Raw genomic sequence first — 15292 nt, 5'->3', positions numbered from 1 at the left:
AGGACGCACGCCCCAGCCGGTGCAGAAATGTCGCCGTGAGAGGGGACCTCGCACTTCTGACCCAGGGAACTCCTCCAGCTTCCTCCGCGAGAGCTGCACGAAGTACCACCGCACACGCTACGCGCCGCCGCAGCAACTCTGCGGCGGCGTGGATCATGTCCCGGGGCAGCCCGACGTGTCAGGCTGCTGTACGCAGGAAGCGCAGCGTGGCAGTGACCGTGGTCAGCCCACGGACCATACCCATCTGGTTCCACCCCAGTCCGAATTCCTCACGGTCGACCGTGAATTCCGTGGTAGCCGTGAGTGCGTCGGCGCGCACGTCCGCCAGATGCGCAGTGAGGGATTGCGGCCTGCTGACGCCACGCACGGTGAGCTGCCCGGAGAGCTGCACGGTGTCACCCTGCCAGGAATCCACTCCGCGGACGGCGAAGGTGATCTCGGGGTGGTTGGCCACGTCGAAGAAGTCGGCGGAGCGCAGGTGTTCGTCGCGCTTCGCGTTCTTGGTGTCGACGGACGCGGCGTCAAGGATGAGGGTGCCGACGACGGAGCCGTCGGATCGAGCCTCCCCCTCCCCACTGACGACGCCGAAGGCGCCCTTCACGGTGACGAGTCCCCACATCGTCTTGTGCCGCAGGGCGACAGCTGAGGTATCCGCGTCAAGGCGCCACAGGCCGGTTTCCACGGCAACGGTCATGTTCCTTCTCCAGCCATCCAGGGAGTCACAGGCATGTGCTTCAAATTTGGACGACTGCAAGTTAACTCATAATCCAAATCTGAACAACCCATCGGTCCAAAAATGGACAACAGGTAGGATCGACGCCATGACCGACGCAGAGCCGCCCTCCACCGACCTTCCCGCGCGCCCGTCGGCGCAGGGCGGCGACCTGCTGCCGGAGGAGCTTCGGGCCTGGATGCTCCTACTGGCGGCCACCGGGGCCGTGGAGCAGGAACTGCGCGCCTTGGTGAAGGAGCGGCTCGGCGTCTCCCACGACGAGTTCCTGATCCTGTGCCTGCTCGCCGAGCAGCCCGCGACGGGCGTACGGATGACGCAGATCGCCGAGCTCCTCGGCCGCCCCAAGACCCGGCTCACCTACCAGATCGCCTGCCTCCAGCACGGCGGCCTGGTCACGCGGACCCCGGTCCCAGGCGACCGGCGGGGCATCGCAGTTGCCCTCACCGATAAGGCCCGCACCCTCCTCCAGGAGGCCTCAGGCCCCCTCGCCGGTACGGTCACCTCGGCCCTGGCACGCTTCGTGGGGCCAACTCAGCAACAAGCGCTGCGCGACCTGCTGCTGCCGGACGTTTTCGGCGGATCCCGGCCGCAGCAGGACAGCCCACCTCTCAGTACTTGATGACGACGTTAAGGGCGCCATCCGTCGCGCTTGCCGTCTCGATGGCCCGCACGATCTCGTGCTGGGGAAATTCATGCGTGATGATCGACTCAATGTCGAAATCACCACTCTCCATGATGTCCATCACCGTGTCGACATCTTCGGGAAGATAACCACCGGAGCCGATGATGCTGTGCTGAGCGTAGGCGAGAGAGGCAAAATCGACCGGGTACGGAGTGTGATGCACTCCTACCACGACCAGACGACTGAAGAGTTTCCCCATCACCTGGTAGGTGTCGATAGGTGCATTCACTCCAGTCGCCTCGACGAAGATGTCGACGTCAGCGGTGTGTCCAGAAAGCGACCGCGCCGTTCCGAACACTTCCCGCGCCTTTGCACCTAGGTCTTGTTTCGCAGAATTACAGGTGGCGAAGCCCAGATCAGCCGCTTTCCGCAGACGGAAATCTGAAATATCGACGACCATCACCGTCGAACATCCAAAATACCTCAAGGCAATGGCAACGCCCATTCCGATCGTGCCCGCCCCGAAGACGACAGCCGTCTCGCCGGCCTTCGGGTTCGACCGGCGCGCCGCGTGCGTGGCCACCGTGAACGGTTCGATCAGAGCGGCAGTTCTGGACGACACCTTCGTGCTGACGGGATAGACCTGCCTCCCGACTTCACAGTTCGGCACAAGGATGTACTCGGAGAAGCCGCCCAGCGTCCCCGCACGGGACGAGTCCCCCGCGGCGAGCGCGGGATAGGGGTATACCCGGTCTCCAACCTCAAGCCCTGTGACGTTCTTGCCCTTGACCGCCACCTCCGAGACCATTTCATGACCGAACTCGCTGCCCGGTGTGATCCTGTGGGCGCGGGGGCCGTGGAAGTAGGCAGAGATGTCGGACCCGCAGACGCTCGCATACAGGTTCCGGAGCAGGACGTCGTCGTCACCGCACGCGGGCGTCTTCATCTCGACCAGAGAGATGTCCCTGGGGCCGTTGTAAACAGCTGCTCGCACGAGGTTCTTTCCTTTCTGGAATTCACCGACACACGTCATCGTGGGCCAGATCTTTCGATTGTCTTCTCGACAATCAGGCCAGCTGAGCCGATCGCGTCGTGTGCGTACGCTTCCTGCGGTTCACAATGAGCAGGCCGATTCCGGCCTTGAGAGAAACAGCACCCATGCCGATGACCGCCGCCACGCCCTGGGGTCCATCGTTCACGAGCGGGATGATGGCAGCGGCAACGAGATTGAAAAGGAAAAGGAACCACAGTGTGGGCTTCGCCGTAACCAGCTTCTTGAAGGCGTTCATGTCGAAATCCTTGGGATCGCAGTCGGAGACTTTTCCCTCTCGCCTCGTCCGGGCTTCAGGAACGCTTCCAGAGTGCCCCGGCAGATTTCTCCTGTCGTCGTGCCAGTGCAGGCATCACTCGTACTGAATCTGATGTACGTACCCCTGCCTGTGCGTCGTCGCCCAGGACTTTCGTCAATCGCGGGAACGACAGCGAGCCGCAGCCGCTCGCTCATGCGGTGCCGGGCACATTGCCGTTCTGTTGAGCGGGCGCCCGGCACCCCGCAACCCCTGAGACATACCCACTCTGGAGTGGCCAGTCGGCAGTTCCGCACGGGGCCAGGAATCCCTGCCGCACGCGGACGTGGGCCGGCTTCCAGCGGCACACACGCGCTGTCATTCAGGCGAACCCGTGATCACAACCGCCGACGGTGCCAGGGGCCATCAGAGGAAGAGCCTCCCCTCACCGTTCCGCATCGTCAGCGGCCGTTCGCCGGGATCTCCTCGCCAGTTGACCGGGCCTCAGGAGCACCGCCCCCTTCCGGCGTCCGTAGCAACGCCGTCAGGACCAGCCGGAGCAAGGGAGCGAGGTCGTCGGGTTCCGCGTCGCCGAGGGGCTGGAGGGCGACCGAGGAGCGAAGCGCCGCCACCCCCACGCCCAGGGCGACGACGAGTTGGGACCGCAAAGCCCGCTCCCGGTCATCCGCCTCGGGAAGCGAGCCTCCGGCGGAGTCGAGGATGCGATGGGCGTAGTCCTCAAGGGCCGCCCGTCGCATATTGCCCAGCTCGCCTTCGCTCGGCGCGCGGAGCAACATCAGTACCGGGTGTTCGCCGAACTCGGGCCACGCGTCGACGGACAACTGCCGTGCCAGGACGTCGGCCAGTTCCGTGGCCCCGGCCGGATAGCTCTCCGCCGAGTCCAGGAAGCGCGGATTGGCGGCGAGGGCGGCCTTGAACAGCCCCTCCTTCGAACCGAAGTACCGCTTGACGAGGGCGATGTTGACGCCCGCGTCGGCCGCGACGTCGCGCAGGGTGGTCCGCTCGTAGCCGAGGCGGATGAAGCGGCTGTGCGCGGCACGCACCAGCGCTCCTTGTGTGGCTGAGGCGTTCCTGCGACGCCCGGGCTGTTCAGCGTCCTCCGCTTGCTGGTCCATGAACGACAACCTACTGCGTGGAGCGGACCGCGCAGGGCTCACTCTCCGAACTTTGTAATCACTCGTTGACATGCACTGTCCACTGACCTACGTTGCCAAGTAATCACTTGTTGACATAGCGGTCGGCAAGTGTCGCCACGACAGAAGGTGCGCGATGCCCCGCACTGCACTCATGGTCATGGACGTCCAGAACGTCATCGTCGAACGCTACGCAGACCAGGCCTACCTCGACCGACTGCGTGAAGCCGTCGAAGGTGCCCGCGCGGCAGGCCTGATGGTGATCCATGTAGCCGTCGGTTTCCGGCCCGATCGCGCCGAGGTCAGCCCCCGCAACAAGATGTTCGGCGCCCTCACGCGCAGAACCGCGTCACCCCAGGAAGGGCAGGCGAACGCGATTCACGCCGCGGTAGCTCCCCTCCCGCCCGAACCGGTCGTCGTCAAGCGCCGCGTCAGCGGGTTCGCGGGCAGCGATCTGGACATGGTGCTGCGCTCGAACGATGTCGACCATCTCGTCCTCGCGGGCATCGCCACCAGTGGCGTGGTCCTTTCCACCGTCCGGCAGGCAGCGGACCTCGACTACAGCCTCACCGTCCTCTCGGACGGATGCGCGGACAGCGACCCGGAGGTCCACCGCGTGCTGACGGAGAAGGTGTTTCCGCAGCAGGCCGAGGTCGTCACCGTGCGGGAATGGTTGACCGGGCTGCGGCCCTGACACCACCACATCCTCGTTGAACGGAACGCCCGTTTCAGCCCTCTCAGGTCTTCCTCACGCAAGGTTGCACCTCGTCAGGGATATTGCAGTGCACCCCGCTTGACACTCCCCCACCAGCACACAAAACTATCGATCATTCAATGGACTGCTTGTTCTATTAAACAGAACGGCGCCCTCAGCTTCCCGCTATCGAGCAAAGCCGCGTCCTTCCGGACCCCGCCTTCACCGCTCCTCGTACTCCAAGGAGAAAAAGTGACCTTCGTCGTGACCCAGGCTTGTGTAGACGTGCAGGACAAGAGCTGCACGCAGGTGTGCCCTGCCGACTGCATCTACGAGGGCGGCCGGATGATGTACATCAACCCCGATCAGTGCATCGACTGCGGTGCCTGCGAAGAGGCCTGCCCCATGTCCGCGATCAGTTACGACGGCGATCTGCCGGACGCGGACCAGCAGTTCATCTCCCTCAACGCGGAGTTCTTCGACGGCATGGACGCCCCCAAGGGCGCGCGGAAGCTCGGAAAGATCGACCGGGACGTTCCGTTCGTGGCGGCCCTCCCCCACGCGGACAGCTGACCTCGCCGGACACAGGCCCCTCCCCTCGGTCGTCTCTACTCAGGAGAACACGATGGCTACGCCCACAATCTCGATCGACCGCACGGACCCGTATCACCCGCCCCGTTCGCACCTTCAGCTGCAGTCGGAAGCGCCCATCACCTGGGTGCAGATGGCGGACGGCCGCCAGCTCTGGGTGTTGACGCGACACGAAGACGTCAGGGCCATGCTCGGCGACCGGCGGTTCAGTTCCGACCGGCGCGATCCCCGGCATCCGAGCCACACACCGTATGTGGGCCCTGATCACCGCCAGCAGCTGATCGAGATGGACGCTCCGGATCACACGCGCCTGCGCCGTTCGGTTGTCGGCGAGTTCACCGTGCAGCGCCTGGCGGCGTGGCGCCCTCGAATCCAGGAGATCGTCGACGAGGCGATCGACGCCATGCTGGCTGGCCCCTCCGAGGTCGATCTGGTCGAGGCACTCTCGCTCCCTGTCCCGTCGAAGGTCATCTCCGAGCTGCTCGGTGTGCCCTACGCCGACCACGACTTCTTCCAGGAGAACAGCGCGGACTTCAGCCGCAGGGACTCGACCGACGAAGAGAAGGGCAAGGCGATCGGGCACCTCAAGTCGTACTTGGCCGACCTCGTCCAGCACAAGGTGACCTCTCCGGGGAACGACCTGCTCAGCCGGCAGCTGGCCTCCGGAGCGGATCTCGCAGAGGTGGAAGCACTGGGCTTCCTATTGCTCGTAGCGGGGCACGAGACGACCGCGAACATGATTTCTCTGTCCGTGGCGACGTTGCTCGACAAGCGGGAACACCTTTCGGCGCTTCGTGACGACCCACAGCTCACGGTCGGCGCGGTGGAGGAACTGCTCCGGTACTTCTCGATCGCCGAGGTCGGAGCGGCTCGTCTGGCCACAGAGGACGTCGAGATCGGCGGTTCGCTGATCCGTGCCGGGGAGGGTGTGCTCGGTCTGACGAACACGGCCAACCGTGATCCCGATGTCTTCCCCGACCCGGACGCGCTCGACTTCACGCGCATGGCGCGCAATCACCTCGCCTTCGGCTTCGGGCCGCACCAGTGCCTGGGCCAGAATCTGGCCCGCATCGAGCTCGAGATCGTCTTGGCCACGCTGCTGCGCCGCATCCCGAACCTGCGGCTCGCCATGCCCTTCGAGGACATTCCCTTCAAGGAACAGGGCCCCAACTACGGCGTCTTCGAGCTGAAAGTGGCGTGGTGACCATGCGTATCGTCGCCGATGTACAGCAGTGTGTGGGGTCGGGGCAGTGCGTCCTCGCGGCCCCGGAGACCTTCGATCAGAACGACAGCGACGGAACGGTGGACGTGCTGCGCCCCGTTCCCGGCAGCGACGAGGAACTGGCCAGGGCCAAGGAAGCGGTCGGCCTCTGTCCGGGCCGGGCGCTCTCCCTCGCCGACTGAACCACAGACACAGGCACCTGGATCACGGACAGGGCACCTGCCGGATCGGCGACGGCCACGTACAGGTAAGTACTATGGCCGCTCGAGGTCGGAGCAGATGCCGCTCAGAGTTGCGGCTGACCTGAAGTCGGGCTTTGAGGGGATCACAGGTGGCTGTCGGGGGTCGTGGCACGGCGCAGAAGACGCGGAGCCGAAGCGGTCGCCCTCGGGTGGCATCACGCGACAGTCTGGAGCGGGTCGGCTTCGAGCTGTTCGCGCGCAAAGGCTTCGCGGCGACCACGGTCGACGACATCGCCGCCGAGGCGGGTATCGCCCGCCGTACCTTCTTCCGATACTTCGCCTCGAAGAACGACCTGGTGTGGGGCGACTTCGAAGGGCAGTTGGAGGAGTTGCGCAGGCTCCTCGCCGCTGTCCCGTCCAGCACATCGGTGCTGGACGGGCTCCGCACGGCCATCATCGCGTTCAACAGCTTCGATCCCGATGTCGTGCCGTGGCATCGGCGTCGGATGGAGCTGATCCTCCGGGTCCCGGCCCTGCAGGCGGACTCCGCCGTACGGTTCAACGCCTGGCGGGAGATCATCACCGAGTTCGCCGCGGCCCGAGCGGGGGTGCCGGTTTCCGCGCTGGAGCCGCGGCTGCTCGGCAGCCTGGCGCTGGCCACGTCCGTCGTCTCCTACGAGATGTGGCTCGAGGACGACGAGACCGATCTGTCCGAGGTGATGGAGACCGCCTTCCGCCGCCTGTCCTTCGGCGATCTGCTGCAGAGCTGACCCCGTCGGGCGTGAGCCTCTGTGCCGATGCCCCTGGCGGCTTCGGCACAGGTCCTCACTTCTCCGCAGCCCGGCCCGACCGCCTGTTCCAGAGCAGGCGTGGTCGCAGCGGCGCCACCGATCTGCCGCGTACCGCCGAGAGCCACACCCCGGCGCCGTAGGCCAGATCGTCCAGGCGGCGTGCGACCCCGTAACGCAGCGGATCGAGACCCGCGGCCTTGCTGGGCCTGTATTCAAGCGCGACGTCGACGACCGCGGCCACCGCCGCCGCCCGTCGCACGCGGCGGGAGACCAGGCAACCCACCGCGGTCGCCGGCCACCAGTGGCGGGTGAGCAGGGCGCCGGCCTGGCTTGCCGCGGCGACCGCTCCGTTCGCCGTGAGCTGCGCTCCGGTGCGCAGTGGGCGCTTCGTGCCGTCGAGCCGACGCGCGATGCGGATCGTCGTCACCGCGCAGGCGGCTGCCGCGACCGGCAGCGACCACTTGCGCTGGGCCAGCAGAGCCCCGACGGCCACCGTGCTCCAGGGGACCAGGACCGCCGGCGCGATGGCCTGCGGGTGCCGCTCGGCAAGGGGGTGGGCGCCCGTGCCGTAGAAGGCTTTGCGGGTCAGCCAGTCACGGAAGTCGGTTCGGTGTTCATGTGCGGCGGTGGCCTGCGGCTCGTACCGCATGCGCCAACCGCGTTCGATGACCCGCCACCCCAGGTCGACGTCCTCACCCACCCGCATGCGCTCGTCGAACCCGTCGCCCAGGCATTCGGTCCGCGCAACCACACAAGCCGTCGAGGCCCACGACACGAACGATCCGGGGTGGACCAGTGCGGGACGCTCGCCCAGGTCCAAGGAGGACCGGGCGTGTTCGTAGCGGCCGATCCAGGTGAGGCCGCCAGAACCGGGAGAGTGCAGACCGGTGATGCGCGGCACCGCGACACCCACCCGCGGGTCGGAGAAGTGCCGGAGCAGTGTCGGCACTGTCGCCTCGTTGAGGACGATGTCGGAGTCGACAAAGACGACGAACGGGGTACGCACGTGACGCAGTCCGGCGTTGCGCGCACCAGCCGGGCCCACGTTTCGCGGAAGCGGAATGAGGCGGGCTCCATGGCGCGCGGCGACGGCCTCGACAGCGGCGCGGTCGTGCGACGCGTCGTCCACGACGATCACCTCGCCGCTGTCCTGCGGGATGCAGGCCAGCAGCCGGTTCAGCTGCTGGGGGCGGTCCCGGACGGGGATCACGTAGGTGCACCGCGTGTCGGGTGCGGTCGGCAACCGATCGGCGACAGGGTGTGCCAGACCGAGGTCGAGAAGCCGGTCGGCCAGGACCGCGCTCGCCCTCTCCTTCTCCGTCACCCGCAGCACGCGCCGGCCGTCGAGGAGCGCGCGTGCCCGCGGGGTGAGGCGCAACAGACGTGTGGTGGGCGCGCCGCCGAGAAGGGCGGCGCCGTCGTCCAGAACCTTGGTGCGCGCGTCGAGCAGCACGGTGAAACCCGGTGGCAGCGAGGGCGCGCCGGACGGTGCCGACTGCCGCACGGCGGTGGTCGACTCGTCGTTCGTACTCCTGGGCGAGCTGTTCATCGAGCCTGTGTCTCCGTTCGTGCTGCGGGGGATGCGGCCTTCCCGGGGGCGTGCTCGGGGCCCCGAAGTGCAAGGCGCCCCCGGGCGTCCGAGTGGGCGGCCCTGATCCGGCGGACGGCCAGGTGCACCGCCTCGTCCAGCAGTCGCCGCCCCTCTTCCGCGCTGGCCCCCGTGGGGTCGCCGAGCACTCCGTTGGGGGCGATTGCTTGTACGCCCCTGGCCATGAGCTCGGGCATAAGCTCGCTCAGTGATCGGGTGTCCCCAGGAGCCGCGGCCGCCAAGTCCACCTTCCTCGGGGCGAGATGGAGCATCACCGAGGTCTCCGCTCGGCCCGCGTGCGCGTCGGCTCCGGGGAGCTCGCAGCCTGTCCAGGCCGCGTCGTGTCCCTCGTCGCGAAGTTGGGTGACGGCGGCATCGAGGGTGCGGACGTTGCCGCCGTGTCCGTTGACGAGGACCACGCGGGCCGCCCAAAGGGACAGCGAGCGCACCACCTCGACCAGCAGGAAACGCAGTGCCTCGTGGCCGATGGAGATCGTGCCGGGAAAACCGGCGTGTTCACCGCTGTTGCCATAGGCAAGGACGGGAGCGACCAGGACGGGCGCACGCTCCGCACCGGTCTCGGTCTCGGTCTCGGTCTCGGTCTCGGTCAGAGCCTTCGCGGCCCGGTGCGCGACGGTTTCGGCGATCACGCTGTCGGTATCGAGCGGCAGATGCGGCCCGTGCTGCTCGGTGGAGCCGACGGGCAGCAGCACCAGCGCTCGGCCAGCCGGCAGTGAGGGCCACGTGGAGTCGGAGAGTGTGGTGCCCATGCCGTTAATCGCCCGATGCCTTGGGAGGGACCTGGCCAGCGCCGAGCGTCCGGGTGAACCCCGCGGGGACGACTAGGTCGTCCGGGGCGAGTTCGTCGACGGAGGCACGGCCGAGTCCGAGTACGGCGGAGTCGAGTCCGCCTCGCAGGATGTCCAGGACGTTCTCCACGCCAGCTTGTCCGTTGGCGGCCAGCCCCCACAGGTAGGCGCGCCCCACCAGGACCCCGTGGGCACCAAGCGCCAGTGCCTTGGCCACGTCGCCGCCGCGTCGAACGCCCCCATCAAGAAGGACCTCCACGTGGTCGCCGACGGCCTCGGCGATGGCGGGGAGCAGTCGGATGGTGGCCGGTGTGGTGTCGAGGTTGTTGCCGCCGTGGTTGGAGACGGAGATCGCGCTCACTCCGGCGTCCGCGGCCCGCAACGCGTCGTCGACCCTGGCGACTCCCTTCAGCAGGAAGGGACCTCCCCACTCCTTCGCCAGCCAGCCGACGTCGTCCCAGTTGGGCGGTGTCGTCTGCATCCACTCCCCGTACGCGCCGAAGAACGTGGGGGCTGAGCCGCCGTGCGGCGTGAGGTTGGGTGTCGTCAGGTCCGGGAGGCTCCTGGCGCGGGCGAAGCGCCAGAGCCAGCCCGGGTGCGGCAGCACGTCGGGGGCCAGCTTGGCCATCGTCCTGAGGTCGACCTTCTGCGGGATCACGGGGCTTCCCCAGTCCCGGCCGTTGGAGAACGACCAGTCCAGCGTCAGGATCAGCGCCCTGCACCCCGCCGCCCGTGCCCGCTCCATCCGCTGGACGATCGTGTCGCGCGAGCCGGACCAGTAGATCTGAAAGGCGGTGTCGGCGTTGGCCGCGACCACCTCCTCGACCGGCTTACTCGCGAACGAACTGAGCCCCATGGGGATGCCACGTGCGGCGGCCGCGCGCGCGACGGCTACCTCGCCCTCCGGGTGGACGGCCTGAACGCCCGTCGGCGAGATCATGACGGGGAACGACGCGTCCATGCCGAGGATCGTGCGCCCCAGGGAGCGGTCCGCGTGGTGGCCGACGACGCGTGGCGCGAAGCCCAGCTCGGCGAAGGCTCCAACGTTGTCCTCGACGGTGCGTCCCCGCTCGGACCCGGCGAGCAGCGCGCCGTACACCATGTTCGGCAGCCGCCGCTTCGCCCGTCGCTGCGCCTCGGCGACAGTCTCGAACCAAGGGTTTCTCACCATGGCTACGGCCGGAATCCCGCGAGCGGCGACTCCGCGCAGGCGCTGACCGGTGGCTGTGCCACGTCCTCTCGGCGGCCGAGGGTGATCGGGACGGGGCCCGTGCGACGGCCGTTCGACGCACCGGAGCGAGGTACCGTGCGGTGCGAGTGATCCCCGCTGGGTTTCGGTACGGTGCCGCGCGTCGCGAGCAGCGATTCACCGTGCCCTTGTACGCACTCGGGGTCGGGCCCGTCGAGTGGGAGCCCGGTGAAGAATTTGGCCGCCATGCAGCCGCCCTTGCACGTGTCGTAGAACTGGCACGACGCGCAGGCTCCGCCCTGCTGGGGCTCGCGCAGCCGCCGGAAGAGCGCCGATTCGCGCCAGACGTTCGCGAAACCGCCCGGCTGCCGGACGTTTCCGGCGAGGAATTCGTCGTGGATGGCGAAGGGGCAGGCGTACACGTCGCCCACCGGGTCGATGAGGCAGACCACTCGCCCGGCGCCGCACAGGTTCAGTCCTGGCAGCGACTCGCCGTAGGCGGACAGGTGGAAGAAGGAGTCGCCCGTCAGGACGGAGTCCCCGTGTGCGAGCAGCCATTCGTACAGCTCGCGCTGCTGGTGTGGAAGGGGATGCAGGTCGTCCCACGTGTCCGCGCCGCGCCCGGAAGGGCGCAGCCGGGTGAGGCGCAGTTGCGCGCCGTACTCGTCGGCGAGTGCTTTGAAGTCGTCCAGCTGCGGGATGTTGTGCCGCGTGCAGACGACGGACAGTTTGACGCCGCGCATGCCGGCCTCGTACAGATTGCGCAGTGCCCCCAGGGCGGTGGCGTACGAACCGGGGCCGCGCACCGCGTCGTTGACCTCGGCGGTGGCACCGTCGAAGGAGAGCTGCACGTCGACGTAGTCGTTGGCCGCGAGGCGGCGTGCGACGTCGGGGGTGATCCGCACACCGTTGGTGGAGAACTTCACGCCGACGTGGTGCGCGGTCGCGTAGTCGAGAAGTTCGAAGAAGTCGGGGCGGACCGTGGGCTCCCCGCCGCCGATGTTGACGTAGAAGACCTGCATGGCCTCCAGTTCGTCGATGACGGCCTTCGCTTCCGCCGTGCTCAGTTCACGCGGATCGCGTCGGCCCGAGCTCGACAGGCAGTGGACGCAGGACAGATTGCAGGCGTAGGTGAGTTCCCAGGTCAGGCAGATCGGCGAGTTGAGGCCCTGCTCGAAGAGATCGACGAGCCGTGCGGGCCGTGCGGACGGCGGGGATGCCGTGGTCATGAGGTTCAGCTCCTTTCGACCAGCATCGCGGAGGTGGCCAGGGCGGCCAGGGCTCGGCCGTACCGAGGGAGTTCCGCGTCCGGGATGCCGGCGGTGGTGCAGGCCGAGCGGGCCGTCGGTGAGGCGCCGAGGGCCTGGACGGCGGCAAGCAGACGGAGGTCCTTGAGAAAGGACAGCTTGCGGGTGCCGAAGTGGTAAAGCAGGGCACCGAAAGGCTCGGGCCGGACGGAGACCTGCGGATGCAGGTCCCAGGCCCGGTCCAGGACGAACGTTCCGGGACGGAGGGGCGACGACGGGTCCGCCGAGGTGCCCACCGTGGAAGTCGGTGTGGTCACGGCGTGCTCCTTAGTAGACGCCGCACATGCCGTCGATCGAGACCTCTTCGATCAGGTCGTCGGCCTGGATCAGCTGGTCGTCGGTCTCGTCGACGTGGGTGTCCTCGGACCGGGAAACAGTGCCGCTCTCGGGTGTGGCAACAGGACGCATGGCTCTCCTCCGTGACAGTCAGGGGGATGGATACGGTCACGCGCGGCGTCGTCAATACGTTCTCGCCACAGGCGCGTTGATCTGTTGACGATAGTATTGGCATCGAGTGCATAAAACTAGGTCCGGGCCGCCGGGTTCTTCGCGCACCAGAACGGGTCCCGTAGGTCCGCGCAGGTCGGAGCCGCTCCGCCGGTGTCCGGCCGGAGATCGCACAACGAGGCAGGAGCGTCCGCCCATGGCCATAATCCGTCCGTCCACACCGCTCTCCGTCGCGCTGTCCGGGCCCTGCCCGGATGTCGTCGTGGTCGGCGGCGGTGGCTCGGGGGCCGTGCTGGCCGCTCGGCTGAGCGAGGACTCGGACCGCACCGTTCTGCTCCTCGAAGCCGGGCGCGGACCCGGGAGTTTCGGCAGGGAGCTGATCGACGCCCGGCTCGTCCCCGGGGCCCGGCCCGCGCACCCCGACACGCTCGCGTACGACGTCCGTCTCACCGCGCAGCGGCCCTGGGCAGTGCCGCGAGGTCGTGTGCTCGGCGGCTCCACCACTGTCAACGGCGGCTACTTCATCCGGGCCCGCAGCGCGGACTTCGCCCGCTGGGCCGCCGCGGGCAATCCTGCCTGGGCCTACGAGCGTGTCCTGCCGTTCCTCCGTGCGCTGGAGACCGACCTGGACCACCTCGCCGGCCCGGGTTCCGTGCCGGTTCCCGGGCTCCTGCACGGGGACCGGGGACCGGTCCAGGTCCGCCGCGCCCCCCTGAAGCATCCGGCGGCCCGCGCACTGCGCGAGGCGGCACATGTGCTCGGCTTCCCCGCCGAACCCGACAAGAACGCCCAGGCCACACCCGGCTTCGGCCCCGTCCCCAGCAACTCCGTGGACGGCGTCCGGCGCAACACGGCTTTGTCCTATCTCACTCCGGACGTTCTCGACCGACCGAACCTGACGGTCCTCGGCGACTGCACGGTACGGCGGATCATCACGGCGGGGAACCGGACGACGGGCGTCGCGGTCGAGCACGAGGGGGCCTTGACGGTCCTGCCCGCCGCGAGTGTCGTCCTGAGCGCGGGCGCCTTCGGGTCTGCCCACCTGCTCCTCCTGTCGGGAATCGGGCCGCGGGCCGATCTCGAACGGCTCGGGGTTCCCGTCGTGCGCGACGCCCCGGCAGTGGGTTCCCGGTTCAGTGACCATCCCCAGGTCGTCCTGGACTTCCGGTTCCGTGACGACCCGGGCGAGCCGCGCGACTCCTGGCTGGGCGGCAGCCTTCACCTGGTGTCCTCCGACTGCCCGCGAGGGCCCGGGAACCTGGAGATACTCCAGTCGCTCGTTCCCATGGAGGGACTCGTCCGGGGAGTCACACATGTGCCGGGGGCGCCACTGCCGCTTCTCGTCTCGGACCAGACCCCGCGCCCCACCGGCCGGCTCCGCCTCCGCTCCCCCGAGCCGACCGTTCCCCCTCGCATCGACTACAACTACCTCTCCACCTCCAACGACATGCGGCGTCTTCGCGAGGCGGTTCGCAGTGCGGCCGCCCTCCTCCAAGTCCCATCGCTCGCCGACCTCGCGGCGTCCCCCGCCCCGCTCGCCCCGAGCGCTCATGTCCTGGCGGAGGACAAAGGGTTGGACGACTGGATTCGCGGCAGCCTGGGCACCGCACAGCACACCTGCGGAACCGTTCCCATGGGGCCGGTGGACGCCCCCGAGATCGCAGCCGTCGATCAGTGGGGTCGCGTCCACGGGGTGAGGGGGCTGCGCGTCGCGGACACCTCGATCCTTCCCGATGCCCCGCAGCGCGGCCCCGCGGCCACGGCAGTCCTCATCGGGGAACTGATCGCCGACGCGGTACGCCGCGACCTGCCCTGAACCGCCTCACCCCCCGAAGCGCGCCACCAGGCGACCGGTCACCTGCCCCTTGGCGAGGCGCTCCAGGCCGTCCGGGATGTCGTTGAAGCCGATCTCCTCGTAGACGGGGGCGATCGAACCGTCGAGCATGAGGCGGTAGGGCTCCTCGATGTCCTCCACGGTGCCGGCGTAGGACCCGATGAGGTTCTTGTTCCGCAGGAGCGCGTTGGACGGAATCGTCATCTCCTTGGCCCGACAGTGACGGGCGTTCCGCCCGGACGGATCGCGTCGATCGCGGCGGCGGCGGTGTTGAAGCCCGCGTAATCGACGATGAGGTCGAAGCCCTGCCCCTGCCGCTCCGCGGCGTCGGCGACGACGCCGGCCACTCCGAGGGTCAGTGCCATCTCGCGTGCCTCCGCCTTGGGCTCGGCCACATACACCTCGGCGCCCTTCAGCACCGCGACCCGGGCCCCGATCTGCCCGAGCCCGCCGGTACCGATGACACCCACCTTCATGCCCTCCTCGGCGCCGCCGCGCACCACCAACGCGTGGTATGAGGTCATGCCCGCGTCCGTGGCAACGGCCCCCAGGGAGATGTCCAGGCCCTCAGGAACGCGGGCGAGGTCGTCGGCGTGGACGAGCTGCCGCTCGGCGAAGCCGCCGGGAGCGAAGAATCCCGGCACGGGACCGGTGCCGGAGGGGCACACGCCGACGACGTCGCCGAGCTGCCAGCAGGTGACCACTTCGCCCAGTGCCGTGATGACTCCAGCGGTCTCGTGGCCCAGGGTCATCGGTGTGAAGGGCATCGCCGACTTCACACCGGGGTGGGTCATATAGGTGATGTCCGAGTGACACAGCCCGCAAACGCGCACGTCAACGACC

At 68.1% G+C, this 15292-nt stretch carries 19 protein-coding genes; 7 read left to right on the top strand and 12 right to left on the bottom strand.

Annotation, left to right across the window (positions count from 1 at the left end; translation table 11 throughout):
* Positions 1 to 178: 178 nt before the first annotated feature.
* Positions 179 to 694, bottom strand: coding sequence for a YceI family protein (locus AB0J02_RS34040; RefSeq protein WP_363197695.1), 516 nt, complete (start codon positions 692 to 694; stop codon positions 179 to 181).
* A 127-nt stretch (positions 695 to 821) separates the two neighbouring features.
* On the opposite strand from AB0J02_RS34040, the gene AB0J02_RS34035 reads away from it, so the two are divergent.
* Complete coding sequence (locus AB0J02_RS34035; RefSeq protein WP_363197694.1) at positions 822 to 1352, top strand: MarR family transcriptional regulator; 531 nt, start codon at positions 822 to 824, stop codon at positions 1350 to 1352.
* Here AB0J02_RS34035 and AB0J02_RS34030 read toward each other — a convergent pair.
* The 3 genes from AB0J02_RS34030 to AB0J02_RS34020 form a co-directional block, all read right to left on the bottom strand.
* Entirely contained in the window at positions 1342 to 2388 is a 1047-nt protein-coding gene (locus AB0J02_RS34030; RefSeq protein WP_363197693.1) for a zinc-binding dehydrogenase, read from the bottom strand. The two genes, AB0J02_RS34035 and AB0J02_RS34030, sit on opposite strands and share 11 nt — an antisense overlap.
* A 34-nt stretch (positions 2389 to 2422) precedes the next feature.
* Positions 2423 to 2644 (bottom strand): hypothetical protein, encoded by a 222-nt coding sequence (locus tag AB0J02_RS34025; protein ID WP_363197692.1) that lies wholly within the window; start codon positions 2642 to 2644, stop codon positions 2423 to 2425.
* 458 nt (positions 2645 to 3102) lie between these two features.
* Positions 3103 to 3705 (bottom strand): TetR family transcriptional regulator, encoded by a 603-nt coding sequence (locus tag AB0J02_RS34020; protein WP_363197691.1) that lies wholly within the window; start codon positions 3703 to 3705, stop codon positions 3103 to 3105.
* 226 nt (positions 3706 to 3931) lie between these two features.
* Here AB0J02_RS34020 and AB0J02_RS34015 point away from each other — a divergent pair, with 226 nt between their 5' ends.
* The 5 genes from AB0J02_RS34015 to mftR all read left to right on the top strand — a co-directional run bounded on the left by AB0J02_RS34015 (position 3932) and on the right by mftR (position 7254).
* Complete coding sequence (locus AB0J02_RS34015; RefSeq protein ID WP_363197690.1) at positions 3932 to 4489, top strand: isochorismatase family cysteine hydrolase; 558 nt, start codon at positions 3932 to 3934, stop codon at positions 4487 to 4489.
* 252 nt (positions 4490 to 4741) lie between these two features.
* Positions 4742 to 5062 (top strand): ferredoxin, encoded by a 321-nt coding sequence (fdxA, locus tag AB0J02_RS34010; protein ID WP_363197689.1) that lies wholly within the window; start codon positions 4742 to 4744, stop codon positions 5060 to 5062.
* A gap of 52 nt (positions 5063 to 5114) precedes the next feature.
* The gene (locus AB0J02_RS34005) at positions 5115 to 6284 is read left to right on the top strand and encodes a cytochrome P450 (protein ID WP_363197688.1); all 1170 of its coding nucleotides are present in this window, start codon (positions 5115 to 5117) and stop codon (positions 6282 to 6284) included.
* 2 nt (positions 6285 to 6286) lie between these two features.
* Positions 6287 to 6484, top strand: a complete 198-nt coding sequence (locus tag AB0J02_RS34000; protein WP_363197713.1) for a ferredoxin — start codon at positions 6287 to 6289, stop codon at positions 6482 to 6484.
* Between the two features lie 149 nt (positions 6485 to 6633).
* Positions 6634 to 7254, top strand: a complete 621-nt coding sequence (mftR, locus tag AB0J02_RS33995) for a mycofactocin system transcriptional regulator (RefSeq protein WP_363197687.1) — start codon at positions 6634 to 6636, stop codon at positions 7252 to 7254.
* A gap of 55 nt (positions 7255 to 7309) precedes the next feature.
* Here the strand turns inward: mftR and mftF are convergent, their stop codons facing one another.
* The 6 genes from mftF to mftA form a co-directional block, all read right to left on the bottom strand.
* Positions 7310 to 8824, bottom strand: coding sequence for a mycofactocin biosynthesis glycosyltransferase MftF (mftF, locus tag AB0J02_RS33990; protein WP_363197686.1), 1515 nt, complete (start codon positions 8822 to 8824; stop codon positions 7310 to 7312).
* Positions 8821 to 9633 carry a mycofactocin biosynthesis peptidyl-dipeptidase MftE gene (gene mftE / locus AB0J02_RS33985; protein WP_363197685.1) on the bottom strand — a complete coding sequence of 271 codons (813 nt, stop codon included), beginning with the start codon at positions 9631 to 9633 and terminating at the stop codon, positions 8821 to 8823. The genes mftF and mftE overlap by 4 nt, the downstream gene beginning before the upstream one ends.
* A gap of 4 nt (positions 9634 to 9637) precedes the next feature.
* The gene (mftD, locus tag AB0J02_RS33980; protein WP_363197684.1) at positions 9638 to 10843 is read right to left on the bottom strand and encodes a pre-mycofactocin synthase MftD; all 1206 of its coding nucleotides are present in this window, start codon (positions 10841 to 10843) and stop codon (positions 9638 to 9640) included.
* A 2-nt stretch (positions 10844 to 10845) separates the two neighbouring features.
* The gene (gene mftC, locus AB0J02_RS33975) at positions 10846 to 12090 is read right to left on the bottom strand and encodes a mycofactocin radical SAM maturase (RefSeq protein ID WP_363197683.1); all 1245 of its coding nucleotides are present in this window, start codon (positions 12088 to 12090) and stop codon (positions 10846 to 10848) included.
* A gap of 5 nt (positions 12091 to 12095) precedes the next feature.
* Positions 12096 to 12353 carry a mycofactocin biosynthesis chaperone MftB gene (gene mftB, locus AB0J02_RS33970; protein ID WP_363197712.1) on the bottom strand — a complete coding sequence of 86 codons (258 nt, stop codon included), beginning with the start codon at positions 12351 to 12353 and terminating at the stop codon, positions 12096 to 12098.
* Between the two features lie 82 nt (positions 12354 to 12435).
* On the bottom strand, positions 12436 to 12576 hold the full coding sequence (mftA, locus tag AB0J02_RS33965) for a mycofactocin precursor MftA (protein ID WP_363197682.1): 141 nt from the start codon (positions 12574 to 12576) through the stop codon (positions 12436 to 12438).
* A gap of 235 nt (positions 12577 to 12811) precedes the next feature.
* Between mftA and mftG the strand changes: the two genes are divergently transcribed.
* Positions 12812 to 14431 (top strand): mycofactocin system GMC family oxidoreductase MftG, encoded by a 1620-nt coding sequence (gene mftG, locus AB0J02_RS33960; RefSeq protein WP_363197681.1) that lies wholly within the window; start codon positions 12812 to 12814, stop codon positions 14429 to 14431.
* Between the two features lie 6 nt (positions 14432 to 14437).
* Here the strand turns inward: mftG and AB0J02_RS33955 are convergent, their stop codons facing one another.
* A complete protein-coding gene (locus AB0J02_RS33955) occupies positions 14438 to 14653 on the bottom strand; it encodes a hypothetical protein (RefSeq protein ID WP_363197680.1) in 216 nt (71 codons plus the stop codon).
* Positions 14650 to 15243 (bottom strand): zinc-binding dehydrogenase, encoded by a 594-nt coding sequence (locus AB0J02_RS33950; protein WP_363197679.1) that lies wholly within the window; start codon positions 15241 to 15243, stop codon positions 14650 to 14652. Before AB0J02_RS33950 ends, AB0J02_RS33955 begins: the two co-directional genes overlap by 4 nt.
* Between the last annotated feature and the right edge of the window lie 49 nt (positions 15244 to 15292).

Origin of the sequence: Streptomyces sp. NPDC050264 (assembly GCF_040655895.1) — a bacterium.
In the GTDB taxonomy this organism is placed as follows: Bacteria; Actinomycetota; Actinomycetes; order Streptomycetales; family Streptomycetaceae; genus Streptomyces.
The sequence above is the reverse complement of the archived record's forward strand: the minus strand, read 5'-3'. Positions and strand labels throughout refer to the sequence as shown.

Bases quoted from the DNA above. Each gene is read 5' to 3' on its own strand.
- AB0J02_RS34040 (WP_363197695.1), bottom strand. From the start codon at position 694: ATGACCGTTGCCGTGGAAACCGGCCTGTGGCGCCTTGACGCGGATACC.
- AB0J02_RS34035 (WP_363197694.1), top strand. From the start codon at position 822: ATGACCGACGCAGAGCCGCCCTCCACCGACCTTCCCGCGCGCCCGTCG.
- AB0J02_RS34030 (WP_363197693.1), bottom strand. From the start codon at position 2,388: ATGACGTGTGTCGGTGAATTCCAGAAAGGAAAGAACCTCGTGCGAGCA.
- AB0J02_RS34025 (WP_363197692.1), bottom strand. From the start codon at position 2,644: ATGAACGCCTTCAAGAAGCTGGTTACGGCGAAGCCCACACTGTGGTTC.
- AB0J02_RS34015 (WP_363197690.1), top strand. From the start codon at position 3,932: ATGCCCCGCACTGCACTCATGGTCATGGACGTCCAGAACGTCATCGTC.
- AB0J02_RS34005 (WP_363197688.1), top strand. From the start codon at position 5,115: ATGGCTACGCCCACAATCTCGATCGACCGCACGGACCCGTATCACCCG.
- AB0J02_RS34000 (WP_363197713.1), top strand. From the start codon at position 6,287: ATGCGTATCGTCGCCGATGTACAGCAGTGTGTGGGGTCGGGGCAGTGC.
- mftF (WP_363197686.1), bottom strand. From the start codon at position 8,824: ATGAACAGCTCGCCCAGGAGTACGAACGACGAGTCGACCACCGCCGTG.
- mftE (WP_363197685.1), bottom strand. From the start codon at position 9,633: ATGGGCACCACACTCTCCGACTCCACGTGGCCCTCACTGCCGGCTGGC.
- mftD (WP_363197684.1), bottom strand. From the start codon at position 10,843: ATGGTGAGAAACCCTTGGTTCGAGACTGTCGCCGAGGCGCAGCGACGG.
- mftC (WP_363197683.1), bottom strand. From the start codon at position 12,090: ATGACCACGGCATCCCCGCCGTCCGCACGGCCCGCACGGCTCGTCGAT.
- mftA (WP_363197682.1), bottom strand. From the start codon at position 12,576: ATGCGTCCTGTTGCCACACCCGAGAGCGGCACTGTTTCCCGGTCCGAG.
- mftG (WP_363197681.1), top strand. From the start codon at position 12,812: ATGGCCATAATCCGTCCGTCCACACCGCTCTCCGTCGCGCTGTCCGGG.
- AB0J02_RS33955 (WP_363197680.1), bottom strand. From the start codon at position 14,653: ATGACGATTCCGTCCAACGCGCTCCTGCGGAACAAGAACCTCATCGGG.
- AB0J02_RS33950 (WP_363197679.1), bottom strand. From the start codon at position 15,243: ATGACCCACCCCGGTGTGAAGTCGGCGATGCCCTTCACACCGATGACC.